Raw genomic sequence first — 18,322 nt, forward strand, 5'->3', positions numbered from 1 at the left:
CGCCGAAGCAGTAGAAGCCCTGCGGATCGATGCCCGTGTTGTTGGCCAGGCAGGCGTTCCAGAAGGGGCTGAAGATGTCGAAGGTGCGCGTCCGGTCGATCACCATGCCGGTGCTGTCCAGAAGCTCCATCTCGACGCCCGGAATGCCGGCGTCGCCGGCATCCTGCGAACCGCTGCCGTCGGCGTCCGAGAACACCGTGTCACCAACCAGGTAGACCGTCTGGTTCGGGCACGCCGGCGACACGCCATCACCGGCGGCGCGGGTCGAGCAGGTGTCGGCGAACCAGAAGTTCAGGTTCGACATGTCGAGACCGGTGACGTTGACCGTCCAAATGCCCCCAGGCAGCTCCGCCGTCGCGGCGGTGGCATCCGCCAGCGTGGTGTTGCCGGCATCGGGGTTGTCCTGGCTGACGATGCGGAACTGCTCCCACTCGCGGTTGCCGGAGGGATTGTCGTTGCGGTAAACCACGCCCACGGGATCCACCACCTCGTAGCGCACGCAGCCCACCCGGTCGGCCGAGCCCGGCTCGCCGCGACGGAAGAGGTCCAGACGGCTGTCGTCCGGCGGCGCGCCCAGGGTGCTGGCCCCCTCATCGACGGCGCTCAGCGTGTCGAAGGGGAAGTCCGGGTAGCCCGGCAAGGTGTCCGGATCGTCGAGATCACCGCAGGCATCGAGGGTGGCCCCGGAAGGCACCGCCACGAGCTGCGTCGGGTCGGTGCCGTGATCGAAGTCACCATCGAAGATCCGCAGCTCGGTCGAGCCCTCGGCCACCGAGAAGAAGAAGGTGAAGGTGCCGTCGTAGCTGGTCGGCGCATCGACGAACACGCGCGGATCGGAAAGGTCGCTGAAATCGACCGTCGGGTAGACGAAGGCGGCGTCGTTGACCACCTCGCGCAGCGCCGCCACCAGGCCGAAGCTCGGCACCAGGAAGGTCATCGGGTTCGACGACGCGATCTTGACGTTGCTCTCCAAAATCTCGCCGGTGACGCAAGCGCCATCGAGCTGAATCACCAGGTTGTAGTGGAAGAAGCCGCTCGGGGACTGGGCGCTCGCCGACGTCTGGACGGTGGCGCCCCACCAGTCGTTGTCCGGCATCTGCGCTTCCGACGTCGTCCACAGGCCGTTCGGGTCGACCAACAGGTTGGGATCGTTGCCGGTCCAGCGGCCGATCAGGTTGGCGGCGGTGGTGCCGCCGGTCAGCAGCGGGTCGGCATAGAGCAAGAACTCGAGCTGGCGATCGCCAACGTCCCAGTGCTCCAAACCGTCGACATCCACGCCACCGGTCTCACCATCGAAGAAGCTCAAAGTGAACTCGCTCGACGTCGAAGGCACCGTCAATGCGATGCTGACGCCTTGCTCCAAGGTCTCGATGCCCGGGCAACCGAAGCCCAGGAATCGACTGTCCGTCGGATCCGCCGACGGGAACGCCGCAAATGGTCCCGGACCGATCTGCGCCATCGCGCCCGTCGCGCACCAGGCGACGAGCAGCGCAAGCCCGAGAATACGAAGAGAATCCCTCATGTTCTTCCTCCTAGTCGATAGCGGCGCCAGCGTCAGGAGACGCCCCGACCCGCATTCCATGCAGCCCTTTTCAAGCCTTCCCCGTCCTCTTCTGCGGATTCGCTCGCGACCAACGGCCGGGTCAACAGCTCGGCCAGCCCCCCGGGATCGGACAGGTAGTGCTCCTCGCCCGTCCGGAGATTGCGCAGAAAGCCTCGCACCGGGGCGGATTCCCCCTCGATCTCACGAGGCTCGGCCCACAGGCGAACGAGAAACGATGCGGAACGGCTTGTAGTTTCGTCTTTCACGGCTCCCTTTCATCACGATCGGAGAGCAGAAATAGCAACCAAACGGCTCGCTGGACTGATGCCGTGGAGTGAGTCTCGGCAGCAAGCGTCAGGAAAACGTCAGGAAATTAATTCCAACAAACGTATGTTATGAATATCTCAAATTTAGATAACCGACCAAGCCCCGAAAGAGGGGCCCAAGACGAGACCGTCAGAGGGGAAAAGAGGCGCCGGAAGGGCGCTGGAGGGGCGCCGTCAGGTCGCCTGAAAGTAGGCGGCGACCAACTCGCTGGCCCGCTGAACATCGTCACCGGGTTCGATGATGCGTCCGAAGAGGGTGCGATAGGTGTGGCGTAGGGTCTCGAGATCGCGACCATCGAGGAGCTTGACGAGCTCTTCGAGGACCCGCTGCGAGGTGGCTCCGTAGACGCCCCGCGAAGCATCCCGCTCCAGCAACACGAGGGCGAAGAAGAGCGGCTCCGGCAAGCGATCCCGCGAGCCCTTCTCCGGCGCCTTCTCCGTCACCTCTTCGACCTCGACCTCGGTCGGAGCCTCGAGCTGCGGCGCCACCTCGCCTTCGACTTCACCACGGTAGAAGGGCAAGGAGCGGAACTGCCGGGCGAAGCGCGAGAAGAGCACGAAGAGATCGTTCTCGTTCGAGAAGTTGCCCACCAGGCGGGCATCGCGTCCGATCTCGAGACTCTCCGTTTCCTGCAGCACGATGTTGGCGCGGGCCGAGTCTTCGAGTTGCAGCGAGCTCGCCCTCACCTTCCAGGCCGTCAGACTGCCCTGCACGAAGCAGGCGGCGGCGCACTCCAAGCTCACAGCCTCGACCTCGACCCCGGGATCGATTCGGATCGAGCCGCCCACCGACTCGATCTTGCCGTAGGAACCGGAGTTCTGGATCACCAGGTTGCCGGGGGCACGGATCGAAAGCTGGCCGTGGCCATCGACTTCGATCTCGGTCCCTTTCGGGATGATCATGGTCGGCGGAGTCGGTTCGGGCATGGCTCAGCTCGTTTCGGGTAGGGTCAGCGACCGATCAGGCGCGGCAGTGGCTCGAAGTCATCGAGAGACGGCGTGGCGCGCGCCCGCACCAGGGTCTGCTCTTCGTCGCTCCAGCGATAGTCCAGAATGTAGATCCGCGGATCCACCGGCACGAAGCCCTTGCCTTCGGTGCGCCGACGCACCTCGTAGTGAAGGTGGGGACTGGTGCTCCACCCGGTATCGCCGACGGTGCCGATGACGTCGCCTTGGCGAACCCGCTGGCCGCGGCGAACGGTGACCTCATCGCAGTGGCCGAAGAGGGTGATGAAGCGATCCCCGTGACGCAGCACGACCAGATTGCCATAGCGCCACCAGCCGACGCTCTGACGCCGCGGATAGCGGCCGGCAAAGGCCACCACGCCCTCCGCCGGGGCATGGATCTCCATGCCGATGGGGGCCGCCAGGTCGATTCCGGCGTGAAAGTCGAGGGCCTTGGTGAAGGGGCTGCGGCGGTTGCCGAAGGGACTGGTGAGCAGGAAGTTGGCACCGCGCAGGGGAATCACCGACGGCGTCACCCCGAGCGCGCTCCTGGTGGGCGCTCTCGAGCTCCTGGATCTCGGTCAGGAAAGTATCGAGAACCTGCAGCTGCTCGTCGAGACCGGACTGCAGCGTGCGGCCTTGCTCGATGACATTGGCGAAGGTGGACTTCGGCACCGGTGCCGGCGACGGGGTCGCCGGGAAGCCGCCCTGGCCGATCGACTCGTCGTTGGTCAAACCGTAGGCGAGGGAGATCTTGTCGACCTTGAGGCGCAGCGACTCACCGCGTGCTTCGAGCTCCCCCAGGCGGTCGATCATGGCCTGGAGACGCTCCCCCTGACGCACCCTTTCGGCTTCGAGGACCGGCATTTCGCGCAGGCCGAGGAGACCTCGGATCACGTCCGGAGAAACGCGGATCGCAAAGGCGAAGACGGTGAGCAGGAGAAGCACTGCCACCACTCCCGCGGCCACCTGCCCGCGGGTCAGGAAGAAATAGCGCACCCTGCGACGGATGTCCGCCGGGTGGAACTGAAATTCGAAGGCCGAGGGGGCAGGGTCTCGGCGGCGCAGTTTGAGCTTCCAGTGTTTCACGACGAGGGCTTCACGTTGAGACTCGGGGGAAGGGTCCGTGCGGTCGGATCGAGCCGCTCCAGGGCCGCTTCGTCGGCGATGCTGCCGACGACGGCCAACAGGTCCGGCTGAGCCGCCGCTCCTCCAGCCACGATATTACCGGTTTCGAGGTAAGAAGGCCCACCATCGAGGTCACTCACCCGGCCGCCGGCCTCCTCGACCATCAGCACGCCGGCCGCCAGATCCCACGGCGCAAGGCGAAATTCGAAGAAGCCGTCGAACACGCCCGCCGCCGTGTAGGCGAGGTCGAGGGCGGCGGCGCCGCAGCGCCGGATCGCCTTGGCCCGCAGGAAGACCTCCCGGAACACGTCGAGATAGAGGTCGAGCGCCCGCCGCGCCTTGAAGGGGTAGCCGGTCGCCAGGAAAGCGCCGTCGAGGGAAGGGCGCTGCGACACCCGCATCGGCCGGCCGTTCCATTCGGCTCCACCGCCCCGCAGCGCGGTGAAGGTCTCGCGCCGCAAGGGATCGAGAATGACCCCGGCCTCGAGCCTGTCGCCGCGGCGGCAGGCCACCGATACGGCACACATCGGCAAGCCGTGGAGAAAGTTGGTGGTTCCGTCCAGCGGATCGATGATCCACTCCGGGGCACTCTGCCGCGACCCTCCTTCCCCGGCGACGGCACCACCTTCCTCGGCGAGGATGCGGTGGTCCGGGTGACGGCGATGGATCTCCGCAACGATCGCCGCCTCGGCGCCGGTGTCGGCTTCGCTGACGAAGTCGTGAGCCGCCTTCTCGGCCACCCGCAGGTCGGCGGCGCGGAAATGGCGACGCACGACATCGGCACCGGCTTCGGCGGCGCGCAGAGCGGTGGCGAGGAGTTCGGTCGTCATGATCGTCGGCAGGCTGGCAGTTGGTCGCGACGCCATCGCCTGAAGAAACGGCTGACGGCGCCGAGCCGTGAATCGACTGCGCCGCCTTCAACCGAAGGCCGGGGCGGTGAATTCCCCGCCGTCAGTCGATGGTGACGCGGCGACCGCCGACGAAGGTGGTCACCGGAGCGCCACGCAGCTTCCAACCGTCGAAAGGCGTATTGTGGGACTTGGCTCGCAGCGCGTCCGCCTGGACGGTCACCGGACGGTCGGGATGGAAGACGGTGATGTCCGCCGGCTGACCGACCGCCAAGGAGCCACCGGGAATGCCGAGCACCCGGGCGGGCGCCGTCGACAGCAGCTCGATCAAGCGCGACAGGGTCACGACTCCGGGCCGCACCAAACGGTCCAGGCACAGGCTGAGGGTGGTTTCGAGACCAACGATGCCGAAGGGTGCCGCACTGAACTCGACGTCCTTCTCGTCGCGATGGTGCGGCGCGTGGTCGCTCGCGATGCAGTCGACGGTGCCGTCCACCAACCCGGCCACCAGAGCCTCGCGATCTTGCTCGGCGCGCAGCGGCGGCTTCATCTTGGTGGCGGTCGACATCTCGCTGTCGGCCACCGCCCGGTCGGTGAGCAGCAGATGGTGCGGCGAGACCTCGCAGGTCACCCGCAGGCCGGCGGCGCGCGCTCGGCGCACCATCGCCAAGCTGCGGGCGGTCGAGAGATGGGCGACGTGATAGCGACCGGCGGTGTCCTCGAGGAGGAGGAGGTCACGCGCCACCACCACGTCCTCGGAGGCTCCCGGAATGCCTGGTAGGCCGAGGCGCGTCGCCCACTCGCCTTCGTGCATCACGCCGGAGCCGGTGAGATCGAGATCCTCGGCATGCTGAATCACCGGCACGTCGAAGTGGCGGGTGTAGAGCAGGGCCCGGCGCATCAGCTCGGCATTCTTCACCGGCAGACCGTCGTCCGAGACGGCGACGACGCCGGCATCGACCATCTCGCCGATCTCGGCCAGCTCCTCCCCTTTCATTCCCTTGCTGACCGCACCGATCGGATAGACCCGGGCATAGCCGGCCCGGCGGGCCTCTTCGAGAATGTGCTCGGTCACCGTCCGAGAATCGTTGACCGGCCGGGTGTTGGCCATGCAGGCCACCGCCGTAAAGCCGCCGGCGGCGGCCGCCCGGGTACCGGTGGCCACCGTCTCCTTGTACTCCTCACCGGGCTCCCGCAGGTGGACGTGAATGTCGATCAGGCCCGGAGAGACCACCATGCCATCGGCCTCGAAGATCTCGGCCCCATCGCCGTCGAGGGCGTCGTCGATGCGCGCCACCGCGCCGTCCTCGATCAACAGGTCGTAGAAGCCATCGAGATCCTGGCTGGGATCCACCAGCCGCCCGCCACGTACCAGAGTCTTCACGCGAGATCCTCCCCAGCGCCGGAAAGCAGGTAGAGCACCGCCATGCGCACCGCCACGCCGTTGGTCACCTGCTCCAGGATCACCGACTCGGGACCGTCGGCGACGTCACTGGCGATCTCGACGCCGCGATTCATCGGCCCCGGATGCATCACGATGACATCGTCGGCGGCCAGGGCCAGGCGCTGGCGAGTCAAGCCGAAGAGGCGGAAATACTCGCGCGTCGAGGGGAACAGGAAGCGGCTTTGGCGCTCCATCTGGATGCGCAGCATCATCACCACGTCGGCCCCTTTGAGGGCCTCGTCGAGACCGTGACAGACCCGCACTCCCAGAGCCTCGATACCCGCCGGCAACATGGTGAAGGGTCCCGCCACGGTGACCTCGGCGCCGAGCTTGGTGAGCAGGTGGATGTTCGAGCGCACCACCCGGCTGTGCTCGATGTCGCCGACGATGGTCACCTTGAGGCCCGCGATGTCGCCCTTGCGCTGGCGAATGGTGAGGGCGTCGAGGAGCGCCTGGGTGGGATGCTCGTGGGCGCCGTCGCCGGCGTTGATGATGCCCGCCTCGAGACGCTTGGCCAGCAGGTGCGGAGCCCCCGGATGGCGATGCCGGATGACGATCAGGTCCGGCGCCATCGCCTGCAGGTTGAGGGCGGTGTCGACCAGGCTCTCGCCCTTCGAGAGTGCGGAGGTCGATGACGAGAAGTTCAAGCCATCGGCGGACAGCCGCTTTTCGGCGATCTCGAAGCTCGAACGGGTTCGCGTCGAGGCCTCGAAGAAGAGGTTGACCACCGTCTTGCCGCGCAGCGTCGGCACCTTCTTGATCGGCCGCTCCGCGACCTCGTGGAAGGACTCGGCGGTATCCAGGATCTGGCGAATCTCCGCCGCCGACAACTCGGCGATGCCGAGCAGATCTTTGCGCTTCCAGCCCTCGGCCATCAGGAGGCGGTCCGCTCGAGGAGACGCACTCGCTCAGAGCCATCGGTCTTCTGAAAGCTGACCTCGATGACCTCGAGCTCGGCCGTCTGCACCGCCTCGCCCACCACGTCTCCCTGGATCGGCAGCTCGCGATGGCCGCGGTCGATCAAGACCGCCAGCTGAACCGACTTCGGTCGCCCGTAGTCGGCCAGATGGTTGAGGGCGGCGCGCACCGTTCGCCCGGTATAGAGGACGTCGTCGCACAGCACCACCGTCTGCCCCTCGAGATCGACCGGGAAGTGGGTTCCCTTGACCACCGGCTGAGGGGCGATGGTCGAAAGGTCGTCACGATAGAGGGTGATGTCGAGGGTGCCGAGAGCCACCGAGGCGCCCTCCATGGCCTCGATCTCGCGCGCCAAAGCCTCCGCCAGCGGCACACCGCGGGTGCGGATGCCGACCAGCAACAGACCCTTCACACCGCCGTTACGCTCCACGATCTCGCCGGCCATGCGGCGGATGATGCGACGCATCTGCTCCGCGTCGAGGATGGTGCCCTTCTCGATCAGTGTTTCACTCAAAACCGGTGCCCTCCGAATCGCCCGAAATGGTACGCGCGCCACGGAGGAGTGTCAATCGAGCTCCGAGCGCCGCGAAGGCGGCCGAGGTGACGACCTTTTCATCGGCCTGCTATATTCGACCCGGCGGGCGAAAGAGCCCGTCGGAACCCCGAAAATTCATGGCAAAAAAAGACTCGAAAACCGCTGAGACTCCTCCCAGCCGACGGCGAGAAATCCTCTTCCTGGTGGTCTTCGTCGCCCTCCTCGGGCTGAGCTTCACGGCCGTTTCCCTGCCGGCCGTCAACGACCACGTGATCGAGCCCTTCACGGCCGGCGTCGCCAAAGCCAGCGGCATCGCCCTCAACCTGCTCGGCCAGGGCATCACGATGCGCGGCACGATCATCGAGAACCCGCGTTTCGCGGTCAACATCCGCAATGGCTGCAACGGCGTCGAGACTATGCTGATCTTCGTCTCGGCGGTGCTCGCCTTCCCCGCGCCCTGGAAAGCCCGGCTAACGGGCATCTTTCTCGGCGTGCTGGCGATTCAGTTCATCAACCTGGTGCGAGTGGTGGCGCTGTTCTTCACCGGCGTCTACTTCCGCAGCTTCTTCGACGCCTCCCACACGGTGGTCTGGCAAACCGTGGTGATCCTGTTCGGCGTCCTGCTGTGGATTTTCTGGGCCAGCAAGTTCGCGGCCCCGCGGAAAGCGGCGAGCTGAGCACTTCCGGCCTGGCGCTCCGCCCCTTCCTGCTCCGGCTCCTCGCCTGGGCGGTGCCGGTGATCGTCGTTTGGATGCTGATCACCCCGTTCTACAACCGCTTCTTGAAGGTCAGCGCCGAGAACCTGCTGAATCTCTCCGAGAGCCCGGACGTCACGGAGCTCTACTTTCATCCCGAGAAGGAGTATCGCGACCGCGGTTACGTGGTGGTCCACCGCAGCGACTTTCCGCCATCCCGGCGTCAGGTCTACTCGTTCCGCGCCACCGACCTGCACTTTCATCTCCTGCTCCTCGGCAGCCTCTTCCTGGCGGTGCCCGCGATCCCCTGGCGGGAACGCCTCGAGAAGCTCGGCTGGGCCCTCCTGCTATCGGTCTTCTTCCACATCCTGCTGGCCTTCTTCTGGGTCAAGTTCGGCTACGCCACCCAGCTCGGTAGCTGGAGCCTGGAGAACTACGGTGCCTTCGCCCGCAACTTCTACGGCCTCGGCAAGCACCTGCTGGACTTGCCCTTCAAGCTCGCTTTCCCCTTCGTGCTGTGGGTGGTGTTCTACTTCCCGCTCCTGATCCCGCGCCAGAGCTGATCTCCCGGCAGGCCATCCAGAAGCGAAAGGGCCTCCAGCCGGCGGGCCGCCAGCGGTACCAGATCTAGTAGCCGCCCTGAAATTGCACCCCACAGGTTGTGGTGCGGGCGGATCTCTTGCTATTCTCCCGGCTCGAACGACGTCCACCCTTCGGGAGCTCCATGCTGAAGCTAGATCGCCTCGAAATCTCGGGCTTCAAGTCCTTTGTCGACCCGGTGACGATTCAGTTCGCCGGCGGCATCACGTCCATCGTGGGACCCAACGGCTGCGGCAAGTCCAACCTCTCCGATGCCGTCACCTGGGTGCTCGGCGAGCAAAGCGCCAAAAGCCTGCGCGGCGGCAAGATGGAGGACGTCATCTTCGCCGGATCGCAGCGCCGCAAGCCGCTCGGCATGGCGGAGGTCAACCTCACGCTGCAGGCCGACCCGGGGCTTTCCCAGACCGAGGACGGTCGGCTGCAGATCGGCCGGCGGGTCTTCCGCACCGGCGAGAGCCGCTACACCCTCAACGGCAAGGTGGTCCGCCTCAAGGAGATCAAGGATCTCCTGATGGACACCGGCCTGGGCATTCGCGCCTACTCGGTGATCGAGCAGGGCAAGATCGGCATGATCTTGTCGGGCAAGCCCCAGGAACGTCGCAAGCTGCTCGAGGAAGCCGCCGGCATCACCCGCTACAAGGCGCGCCGGCGCATCGCCGAGATCAAGCTCGAGGAATCGAAGGCCAACCTGCTGCGCCTCGACGACATCCTCTCCGAGGTCGAGCGCTCGCTGCGCTCCCTCAAACGCCAGGCGGGCGCCGCGCGGCGCTACCGGGAACGGGAAAAGGAACACCGGGAGCTGCTCGAGAAGGTCCTGCTGGCGCGCTGGAGTCACCTCTCGGATCGCCTGCGGGAGGTCGACGGCCGGATCGCCGAAGCCCAGACCCAGGAAGCCGAGTCGACGTCGTCCCTGAGTCGCGAGGAAGCCACTTTGGTGGCCGGCCGCGAAACCCTCGACACCCTTGCCAGCCAGCTCGCTGAGCGCCATCAGCGGCAGGCGGACCTGGCCGCCACCATCGAGGGACGGCAGCAGTTTCTCAACGCCAACCGCCAACGGCTGAACGAGATCGGTGAGCGGGCCGCCCAGAGCCGTGCCCTCGCCGACCGGCGGCAAGGCGACATCGAGGAGCAGCGCAAGAACCTCGGCGGCCACCAAGAACGGCGCCAAGAGCACGTGACCGACCTCGATCGCGCAGCGGACGAGGTCGATCGCGACGAGGCCAAGATCTCGGCCGCCGACACCGCACTGCAGCGTGCCGCCGAACGCGTCGAGGGCTTGCGCCGCGACATGGCCGAAGCGGTGCGCGGCATTCAGGAGCTGCGCCGTGAGCGCCACCAGGCGGACATTCAGCTCGAAAAGGGCAACTTCCAGCGCCACCGACTGGCGCGCGAGCAGGAGGCACAGGGGGCGGAGCTCGAGCTCGCCCGCGAAGCCTGGGAGCTGAGCCGCGAGCAGGTCACCCATCTCGAGCGCGAGGTCGGCGACCGGCAGGCCAAGGGCGGTGAGCTGAGCAGCGCTCTCGAGGCCGTCCAGGGACGCGAGGCGGAGGCCAGCCAGCACCTGCAGCGAGTCGAAGAAGGCCTGCGCGAGGCCCGTCAGCGGCAGCGCTTGCTGGTCGAGCTGTCACGCGCCCATGCCGAGCGCCGCGGCCGGGTCGAAGCCGCCTTGGCGGCGGCCGGCATCGCCGAGCCGACCTTCCTGGCGGATCGCGTCGAGGTTCTCGATGGCTGGGAGCGCAGCCTGGACTTCTACCTCGCCGACCTCACCGATGCGGTGGTGCTGGGGAGCGCCGATTCCGCCGACCTGGTGGCGCAGCTCGCCGCCGGCGAGGTCAAGACGACGCTGGTCCATCCTCTCGCAGACCTCGGCGAGGCGAGCCCGACGGTAGACGATCCGGCAGCGGTCATCGCGCTGCAGCAGGCCCTGGCTCTGCCGGCGGACCTCGCCGCCTCGCTCCCCCCCGCCTATCTGGTCGAGACCGCCGACGACGCCGCCCGCCTGGCCCGGCAGTACCCCGGGATCGACTTCATCGCCCGCGACGGCGTCTGGGCGAGCGGCGGCCTGGTCTACGTCGAGAGCCGTCAGGCGGCTCCCGGCGTCCTCGAGCGCGAGCGCGAGCTCGCCGACCTCGAGCAAGCGGTGCCGCGCCAGGAAGCGGCCCTCGCCGCCGCCCGCCAGGCCCTCGAGGCACTGGTCGAGCAACGCACCACCCTGGCCCGCGACTCGAACCGCTTGCGCGAAGAGCTCGCCCAGCTACGCCAGGAGCTGGCGGTGGCGGAGACCCGCCGCGAGAACGCCGAGACCCGTCATCGTCGCCTCGCCGAGGCCGGCGAGAGCCTGGCCGTGGAAAAGGCGGCGGTCGAGGCCGAGGTGGAGCGTTTGATCGCCGCCCAGGGCGAGATCGACGGTCGCCTGGGCGGCGCTGAAGAGCGCCAGTCCAGCAGCCAGCAGCAGCTCGAGAGCCTGGAAGCGGAGCGCGAGGCCGCCAAGGCCGAGCGCGAGGGCCTGCGCGAAGCGAGCGCCGGACGCCGCGGCCGCCTCGACCTGTTGCGCGAACGCCTAGCGGCCCACGATCGCGAGATCGAGCGCCTGCAGCGCGAGATCACGGAGGGCGAGGGGCAGGTCACCCAGTGGCAGGACGAAGCGCGGCGCCTGGACGGCTCCCGCGGCGACCTCGGCGAGCAGATCAAGGCCGCCGAAGGCGAGCTGCAGAGCGCCCTCGAGCGCCGCGAGGCCAGCCAGCAGGCGGTGATCGAAGCCCAGACCCGGCTCGACGATCAGCGCGCCCTCCTCAAGGAGCTCGAAGGCAAAATCGCCGAGCTGCGCCAGCATCGCGAGCAGATGGTGCAGCAGCTCGGCGAGTTGCGCATTCGACGGGCCGGCCTGGGCCAGGAGGCGGAACACCTCACCGCCGCCTTCCGCGAGAGCTTCGATGCCGAGCTCCCGGCCAACGCCGGCGAGCCGCCCACCAATCTGCCCGAGATGGAGAGCGACCTGGCGCGACTCAAGGCCACCCTCGAGCGCTTGGGCCCGGTCAATCTGCTCGCCGTCGAGGAGTTCGCCGAGAAGGAAGAGCGGCACCAGTTCCTCACCACTCAGCGGACCGATGTGATCGAGTCCGTCGAGCGCCTGCGAGCCACCATCCACGAGATCGACCAAGCTTCGACGGAGCGCTTCACGGCCACCTTCGCCGAAGTCAACGCCAGCTTCTCGCGCATCTTCACCCACCTCTTCCGCGGCGGCGAGGCGGAGATGCGCCTGCTCGACGAAGAGGACGTTCTCGAGAGCGGCATCGAGATCATCGCCCGGCCGCCGGGCAAGCGCACTCAGAACATCATGCTGATGTCCGGCGGCGAGAAGGCCTTGACCGCCATCGCCCTGCTCTTCGCCCTCTTCCAGACCAAGCCTTCGCCCTTCTGCATCCTGGACGAGGTCGACGCCCCCCTCGACGACGTCAACACCCTGCGCTTTGTCGAGCTGGTGCGGGAGATGGCCGGGGAGACCCAGTTCATCGTCATCACCCACAACAAGCTGACGATGGAAGCAGCCTCGACCCTCTACGGCGTCACGATGGAGGAGAAGGGGGTTTCGAAGCTGGTCGCCGTCGAGCTCGAGGACGTGCAGCCGGAAGAGCAGGCGGCCACCGCCTGACCGGCCCTCCGCCTCGACAGCAGGCCCCGTTCGACAACCCGAAGGCCCTCGTCGCGCCCTCGGTGAGATGATTCCGCAGTGACCGACCTGGCGCAGTTCTCCCCCGCCCCGGCCATGACTCCGCCCGCGGCCGACGAGATCCACCTCTGGCGGGTTCCCCTCGACCCACCGGCGGAGAAAGTGGCTGCCTGCCGTGATCTCCTCTCGCAGGATGAGCGGCAGCGCGCCGATCGCTTCCACTTCGATCGTCACCGGCGACGCTTCACCGTCGGTCGCGGCGTCCTGCGACGCCTCCTCGGCCAATACCTGGACCGCGCCCCGCGAGATATACGCTTTTCCTATGGTCCGAAAGACAAACCCGCCGCCGAAGATTCCGGCACCTTGAGCTTCAATCTCAGCAACTCCCACGAGCTGGCTCTGATCGCCGTCCTCCAGGGTCCCGAGGTGGGTGTCGACCTGGAACGGCTGCGACCGATGCCGGACGCCGAAGACCTCGCCGAGCGCTTCTTCTCGCGCAGCGAACGGGTCGCTTTGCGGGCCGTCGCCGCCGGCAGCTCCAAGGACCGCGCCTTCTTCCGCTGTTGGACCCGCAAGGAGGCCTACGTCAAGGCCACCGGCGACGGCCTGTCGCTCCCCCTCGACCGCTTCGACGTCTCGCTGGACGAACCGCGCTTCCTGGCCCTCGACGGCGACCCGGAGATCGCCCGCGGCTGGTCCCTCTTCCATCTCGAGCCCGGCGAAGGCTACCTCGGCGCCCTCGCCGTCCCGGGGCGCCGCTGGCGCCTGCGGGGCTGGCAATGGGCGGGCTGAGCGCGATAATATATTCCTTGACATCTATTTTTAAGATCAATGGAATTTTCATGCGATTCGACAAAGGAGCGGTCAGATGAAGCTCGGAGACGTGCTCAAGAAAGAGCGGGAAAAGAAGTCCATCGAGGCCGATGTCATGGCCCGCCATCTCGACCTTGCGCCGGGTGAGTACCAGGCCCTCGAGGGCGGCACGACCGAGGCCGAGGCAGCGGGCCCTCTCCTCGCCCAGCTCGCCATCCAGCTCGATGCTCCGACCTCCCGCCTGATCGCTGCCAGCGGCCGGGCCGCAGATGCCCGCAACGGTCAGCTCGGGGAGCTGGTGACAGCGCAGCGCAAGGTGCGTCAAAAGACCCCCGAAGCCCTCGCCGAAGCTCTCGGCATCTCCCTCGCCGACTACCAGGCGATCGAGGCCGGCAAGTCCAATCTCGAGCTCTGGGGGCCCCGCTTCTTGCGCTTCGCGGAGGTCATCGAGCAGCCGGTTTTCAACATCTTCTATCCCTGCGGACTGCCCTTCCAAGAGCTCGACGATTATCCATAGGGGGCTAGGCGCCCCCCTCGGCCGCACGCACAGGTCGTGCGGCCTCACCCCCCTCCCCGGCGCCAAGGGCGCCGCCTCGCCCTGATCGGGCTCGGACGCGCGGTGCTGACTAGCACCTCGCTGCGTGCTGCAACCGATTGATTGTTGGCGTGCGCTGATCAGGACACACGCACAGGTCCTGCGGCCTCACCCCATCCCCGGCGCCAAGGGCGCCGCCTCGCCCTGATAGGGCTCGGAAGCGCGGCAACCGGTTGATTGTTGAGATGCGCTGCAGGACACACGCACAGGTTCTGCGGACTCACCCCATGCGCCAAGGGCGCCGCCGCGCCCGGAAGCAATTTTCAACAACCTGCTGGGCGCCCCCTCGGGTCTGCGCGGCCCGCCAGCACGCACATGTTGTGCGCCTCGCGGCCGGCCAGGCACCCCCATCCTCGGCGCCAAGGGCGCCGCCTCGCCCTGATCGGGCTCGGAAGCGCGGTGCTGGATAGCACCTCGCGGCGCGCGGCAACCGGTTGATTGTTGAGATGCGCTGCAGGACACACGCACAGGTTCTGCGGACTCACCCCATCCTCGACGCCAAACGGACAAGGCCGGCGCACCGGGTTGTTCCCGGCGGCCGGCCTTTGATGCAGATGGAGGCGGACCTCAGGCGCTCGCCGAGTCGGCCTCCGCTGGCTTGATCTCGATCGGCTCGTAGACCGGGATCTCGAACTGCAGCTTGTCGTGGCAGAAGTCTTTCCACTCGTCGGTGATGTCATCGAAGATGATGTGCTCGTCGATGAAGATGCCGTCGGTGACGGTGTAGTTCTCCTGCAGGTAGAGGATGTCCTCGTCGTCGAGGCTGTCGCGCTCGACCTCGACCTCCTGGCCATCGACCACCTTCTTTTCGCGCATCAGCTGGTCGGTCTTCTCGCTCCACGACGCGAAGGCGCGCAAGTCTTTGGCGAGATAGGCCTTGCAGTACTTTCCCATTTCAGCCATCTGGTTCTCCTCAGCCGACCCAGCCGGGCTTCCGAACCGGGTCGTTCCTATCGGTTTGCCTCGAGGCCCATCGCCACCGGCGACGGGACCCACCATTCGAAGTCTTCGCCCAGCAGGCGGCCGACCTTGGGACCGCCGTTCAGAACTCGGCCGCCGGCGCCGAATTGCACCTGTGCTCCGCCGGGGACCGCCAACCCGGGCCGGCCCAGAGAATCCGCCGCCACCTGACGGCGAAGGCCTTGCCAGTCCTCCCCTTCGGCGTGGACGGCCACCCAGAAGGGGGCCCACCGGAGGCCGCGACGGACCTCATCACCGTCCTCGAAGCCCAGGCCCATCTGGACCGCTCCAGCGGAAATACCGATCAGCGTCGCGCCGGCGCGATAGCGCTCTTCGAGCAGCGGTAGCAGCATTGCCGCCTCGAAGCCGCGCCAACCAACGGCGGGATCGCCTCCCGCCAGCACGATGATCTCGGCTCGGGCAAGGGCCCGAAGATGTCGCTCCTCGGGATACCGCGGGATCGCCTCTCGGCGCTCGACTCCGACCCCCGCCATGGCCGCCTCGAAAATCTCCCGGGCCGCCGGATCGTGACCATTCGACGCCCCCAGGTACACCGCCTGCACCGCTTCGGTGGCCTGCTGGCGCAGGCGCTCGAGGAGCGGCGAAGGCGGTTGTCCGGAGGTCGCGAAGAGGCCCCGGCTATCGGCCAACAGCCAGGCCGATGGCGCCGCGATACGACTCAGCCGGCGCTCTCTTGCTGGGCTTCTTCCATCTTCTTGCGCAGGCTCAGCGGACGCATGTCGGTCCAGACCTCTTCGATGTAGTCGAGGCACTCCTGCTTGGTACCTTCCTTACCGACCGCCTTCCAGCCCAGAGGCATGTCGCGATCGACCGGCCAAATGGAGTACTGCTCCTCATGATTGACCACCACGGTGTAGGTCGTATTGTCGTCTGTCTCGTCCCAAGTCACGTCGAGATCTCCCGATTGAGTTCCGCTGTTTTGATGTCGCAAGCCTTCAAGGAAGGCCTGCTAAACATAGAATATCATCTATACAGTGCAAACCTCTGCCAAAGCGGGACAAATCGACAGCGCGAGTTTGGTCTTCACCGCGACGTTCTCCTTCCCCACCTGGCACTGAACACTCGCAGCCTTCACCACGGCAGCGAAGGCTCTTCCCGCTCGCCTCAGAACGATGACGAGCCCTTCCTCGAAGCGCGAGGCGCGCCGATGATCGGCCGGCGAGGCGGGGCAGTCGCGAGCCACCGACGAACTCAATGGCCCGCCCGCAGCGGGGTCGAACGGCGGCCTCGGCAACCCTCGAGGTGCGGCTCAGCCGCCCTCGGCGGCCAAGCCGCGAGACAACAGCTCGACGACCAGGCTGTTGAAGCGCACCGGGTTGGTCAGCTCGGATCCCTCCGCCAGGGTCGCATAGCCGAGCAGCAGCTCCGCATAGTCGCCAACGGCGCCGTCTTCGGCATCGGCCTGGTGGCGATCCAGCAGGCTTCGGACGATGTCGTGCTCGGGGTTGAGCTCGAGGATCCGGCGCTGCTTGGCGCCTCCTCCCTTGCCCTTCTGCAGCAGCTTCTCGAGCTGCGGGCTGTAGTCGTGCTCGGCCCCGACCAGGCAAGCCGGCGAGGTCGTCAGGCGCCCCGAGAGGCGCACCTGCTTGACCGTCTCGTCGAGGGACTTCTGGAGGGCCTCGAGGAGCGGCGAGAAGCTCTCCTCGAGCTCCTCCATCTCCTTCTTCTTGGCTTCCTTGTCCTCTTCCGCAGTCAAGTCCACGGTGCCCTTGCCGACCGACTTCAAGGCCTTGCCTTCGTACTCGTGGAGCGACTGCACCATCAGCTCATCGACCGGATCGACCAGATAGAGAACCTCGATCTCCTTGTCGCGGAAGGCCTCGAGATGGGGTGACGCGGCAACCGCCTCGCGCGACTCGCCGGTGAGGTAGTAGATCTCGTTCTGGTCCTCACCCATGCGGCCCACGTAGTCGGCCAAGGAGGTCAGCTCCTCGCCGTGGGAGCTCTCGAAGAGCAGGAGCTCGATGACGCGGTCGCGGTAGTCCTGCTCCTCGCCCACCCCTTCCTTGAGGGCGCGGCCGAACTCGCCCCAGAATTCGAGGTAACGCTCCCCCTCGTCCTGTTTCATCTTGCGCAGCGTGTCGAGGACTTTGCGCACCAGCCCCTTGCGGATAGCCGCCATCTGGCGGTTCTGCTGCAGCAGCTCGCGGGAGACGTTGAGGGGCAGATCGGAAGCCTCCACCACGCCCTTGAGAAAGCGCAGGTAGCGCGGCAGAAGGTCCTCGCAGTGCTCCATGATCAGGACCCGGCGGACGTAGAGCTGCAACCCCGCCTTGAAGGCCATGTAGTAGAGGTCGTAGGGCGCCGAGCCCGGGATGAACAGCAGGGCCTGGTACTCGAAACGCCCTTCCGCCTTCAGCCAGATGGGCTGCATGGGGTCGTTCCAGTCGTGCGAGATGTGGCGGTAGAACTCCTTCAGCTCGTCGCCCTCGACCTCTGACTCGGAGCGCGTCCAAATCGGCTTCATCGAGTTGAGGGTGAGGTCTTCGACCACCGATTCGGTGTCACCGCCTTCGACCGGATTGCCCTCGTCGTCGAGCTTCGGCTTCTCGCGCTCGACCTTCAGACGAACCGGGTAGGTGACGAAGTCGGAGTAGCGCTTGACCACCTGGCGCAGCGGCCATTCCTGGGTGAAGTCATCGATGCCGTCCTCGCCATCGGCGGCCTTGAGGTGGAGGGTGATGGAGGTGCCGTGGCTGTCACGGCTGGCCTCGGCGAGGTCGTAGCGACCATCCCCCGAGGACTCCCAGCGCGTCGCCCCACTCTCCCCCGCCCGACGGGTGACCAGCACGACCCGGTCGGCCACCATGAAGGAGGAGTAGAAGCCGACACCGAACTGCCCGATGAGCTCGGCGAGCTGAGCTTCCGACTCGCCCGCCCGCACCTTCTCCATCAGCTCACGAGTCCCGGACTTGGCGATGGTGCCGATGTTGGCGATCACCTCGTCGCGATTCATCCCGATGCCGTTGTCGTGAATGGTCAGGGTGCGGGCGTCGGCATCCGGCTCGAGGCGGATCTCCAGCTCGTCGTCGCCGATCAGCTCGGGGCGGGTCAGGGCCTCGAAGCGCAATCGGTCGAGGGCGTCGGAGGCGTTGGACACCAACTCGCGGAGGAAGATCTCCTTGTTGGTGTACAGGGAGTGGATCATCAAGTTGAGAAGCTGCTGCGTCTCGGCTTGAAACTCGAAGGTCTGGGCTTGCTCGCTCACGCCATTCTCCTGGGCGCCTCGAGGAGGCGACCGATGGACTTCTTCGGGGTTCCGGACGGGCACCCGGGGCGCC

The 18,322-nt window shown here is 66.7% G+C and carries 16 protein-coding genes; 5 read left to right on the top strand and 11 right to left on the bottom strand.

Annotated features, from left to right (window positions below; all coding sequences use genetic code 11):
* The 7 genes from AAF604_15890 to pyrR form a co-directional block, all read right to left on the bottom strand.
* Nucleotides 1–1,522, bottom strand: a 1,522-nt coding sequence (locus AAF604_15890; protein ID MEM7051150.1) for an SdrD B-like domain-containing protein, incomplete at its 3' end; no start/stop codon positions are given.
* Nucleotides 1,523–2,043: 521 nt separating this feature from the next.
* Nucleotides 2,044–2,796, bottom strand: a complete 753-nt coding sequence (locus AAF604_15895; protein MEM7051151.1) for a hypothetical protein — start codon at nucleotides 2,794–2,796, stop codon at nucleotides 2,044–2,046.
* A 23-nt stretch (nucleotides 2,797–2,819) separates the two neighbouring features.
* Nucleotides 2,820–3,350 (bottom strand): M23 family metallopeptidase, encoded by a 531-nt coding sequence (locus tag AAF604_15900; protein ID MEM7051152.1) that lies wholly within the window; start codon nucleotides 3,348–3,350, stop codon nucleotides 2,820–2,822.
* A 549-nt stretch (nucleotides 3,351–3,899) separates the two neighbouring features.
* On the bottom strand, nucleotides 3,900–4,772 hold the full coding sequence (locus AAF604_15905) for an inositol monophosphatase family protein (protein MEM7051153.1): 873 nt from the start codon (nucleotides 4,770–4,772) through the stop codon (nucleotides 3,900–3,902).
* A 121-nt stretch (nucleotides 4,773–4,893) separates the two neighbouring features.
* On the bottom strand, nucleotides 4,894–6,174 hold the full coding sequence (locus AAF604_15910; GenBank protein MEM7051154.1) for a dihydroorotase: 1,281 nt from the start codon (nucleotides 6,172–6,174) through the stop codon (nucleotides 4,894–4,896).
* Nucleotides 6,171–7,109 (bottom strand): aspartate carbamoyltransferase catalytic subunit, encoded by a 939-nt coding sequence (locus AAF604_15915; protein MEM7051155.1) that lies wholly within the window; start codon nucleotides 7,107–7,109, stop codon nucleotides 6,171–6,173. The genes AAF604_15910 and AAF604_15915 overlap by 4 nt, the downstream gene beginning before the upstream one ends.
* Nucleotides 7,109–7,666 carry a bifunctional pyr operon transcriptional regulator/uracil phosphoribosyltransferase PyrR gene (gene pyrR, locus AAF604_15920; protein ID MEM7051156.1) on the bottom strand — a complete coding sequence of 186 codons (558 nt, stop codon included), beginning with the start codon at nucleotides 7,664–7,666 and terminating at the stop codon, nucleotides 7,109–7,111. The genes AAF604_15915 and pyrR overlap by 1 nt, the downstream gene beginning before the upstream one ends.
* A gap of 158 nt (nucleotides 7,667–7,824) precedes the next feature.
* Here pyrR and xrtH point away from each other — a divergent pair, with 158 nt between their 5' ends.
* The 5 genes from xrtH to AAF604_15945 all read left to right on the top strand — a co-directional run bounded on the left by xrtH (nucleotide 7,825) and on the right by AAF604_15945 (nucleotide 13,982).
* The gene (gene xrtH, locus AAF604_15925) at nucleotides 7,825–8,364 is read left to right on the top strand and encodes an exosortase H (GenBank protein ID MEM7051157.1); all 540 of its coding nucleotides are present in this window, start codon (nucleotides 7,825–7,827) and stop codon (nucleotides 8,362–8,364) included.
* Nucleotides 8,313–8,945 carry a hypothetical protein gene (locus AAF604_15930; protein ID MEM7051158.1) on the top strand — a complete coding sequence of 211 codons (633 nt, stop codon included), beginning with the start codon at nucleotides 8,313–8,315 and terminating at the stop codon, nucleotides 8,943–8,945. The genes xrtH and AAF604_15930 overlap by 52 nt, the downstream gene beginning before the upstream one ends.
* 161 nt (nucleotides 8,946–9,106) lie before the next feature.
* The gene (gene smc / locus AAF604_15935; GenBank protein MEM7051159.1) at nucleotides 9,107–12,634 is read left to right on the top strand and encodes a chromosome segregation protein SMC; all 3,528 of its coding nucleotides are present in this window, start codon (nucleotides 9,107–9,109) and stop codon (nucleotides 12,632–12,634) included.
* A gap of 78 nt (nucleotides 12,635–12,712) precedes the next feature.
* Nucleotides 12,713–13,444: a 4'-phosphopantetheinyl transferase superfamily protein gene (locus AAF604_15940; GenBank protein ID MEM7051160.1), complete on the top strand. Its 732-nt coding sequence runs from the start codon at nucleotides 12,713–12,715 to the stop codon at nucleotides 13,442–13,444.
* 76 nt (nucleotides 13,445–13,520) lie between these two features.
* Entirely contained in the window at nucleotides 13,521–13,982 is a 462-nt protein-coding gene (locus AAF604_15945; GenBank protein MEM7051161.1) for a hypothetical protein, read from the top strand.
* 645 nt (nucleotides 13,983–14,627) lie between these two features.
* Here AAF604_15945 and AAF604_15950 read toward each other — a convergent pair.
* From AAF604_15950 to htpG, 4 genes are all read right to left on the bottom strand, one after another.
* Complete coding sequence (locus AAF604_15950; GenBank protein MEM7051162.1) at nucleotides 14,628–14,963, bottom strand: hypothetical protein; 336 nt, start codon at nucleotides 14,961–14,963, stop codon at nucleotides 14,628–14,630.
* 47 nt (nucleotides 14,964–15,010) lie between these two features.
* Nucleotides 15,011–15,670, bottom strand: coding sequence for a hypothetical protein (locus tag AAF604_15955; GenBank protein MEM7051163.1), 660 nt, complete (start codon nucleotides 15,668–15,670; stop codon nucleotides 15,011–15,013).
* A gap of 29 nt (nucleotides 15,671–15,699) precedes the next feature.
* Nucleotides 15,700–15,930, bottom strand: coding sequence for an MbtH family protein (locus tag AAF604_15960; protein MEM7051164.1), 231 nt, complete (start codon nucleotides 15,928–15,930; stop codon nucleotides 15,700–15,702).
* A gap of 360 nt (nucleotides 15,931–16,290) precedes the next feature.
* Complete coding sequence (htpG, locus tag AAF604_15965) at nucleotides 16,291–18,249, bottom strand: molecular chaperone HtpG (GenBank protein MEM7051165.1); 1,959 nt, start codon at nucleotides 18,247–18,249, stop codon at nucleotides 16,291–16,293.
* Between the last annotated feature and the right edge of the window lie 73 nt (nucleotides 18,250–18,322).

This window comes from Acidobacteriota bacterium (assembly GCA_039028635.1).
GTDB lineage: Bacteria > Acidobacteriota > Thermoanaerobaculia > Multivoradales > JBCCEF01 > JBCCEF01.

What these genes read in the sequence shown, in the direction of transcription:
- AAF604_15945 (MEM7051161.1), top strand. Translation starts at nt 13,521, where the DNA reads ATGAAGCTCGGAGACGTGCTCAAGAAAGAGCGGGAAAAGAAGTCCATC.
- AAF604_15915 (MEM7051155.1), bottom strand. Translation starts at nt 7,109, where the DNA reads ATGGCCGAGGGCTGGAAGCGCAAAGATCTGCTCGGCATCGCCGAGTTG.
- AAF604_15950 (MEM7051162.1), bottom strand. Translation starts at nt 14,963, where the DNA reads ATGGCTGAAATGGGAAAGTACTGCAAGGCCTATCTCGCCAAAGACTTG.
- smc (MEM7051159.1), top strand. Translation starts at nt 9,107, where the DNA reads ATGCTGAAGCTAGATCGCCTCGAAATCTCGGGCTTCAAGTCCTTTGTC.
- AAF604_15905 (MEM7051153.1), bottom strand. Translation starts at nt 4,772, where the DNA reads ATGACGACCGAACTCCTCGCCACCGCTCTGCGCGCCGCCGAAGCCGGT.
- AAF604_15895 (MEM7051151.1), bottom strand. Translation starts at nt 2,796, where the DNA reads ATGCCCGAACCGACTCCGCCGACCATGATCATCCCGAAAGGGACCGAG.
- xrtH (MEM7051157.1), top strand. Translation starts at nt 7,825, where the DNA reads ATGGCAAAAAAAGACTCGAAAACCGCTGAGACTCCTCCCAGCCGACGG.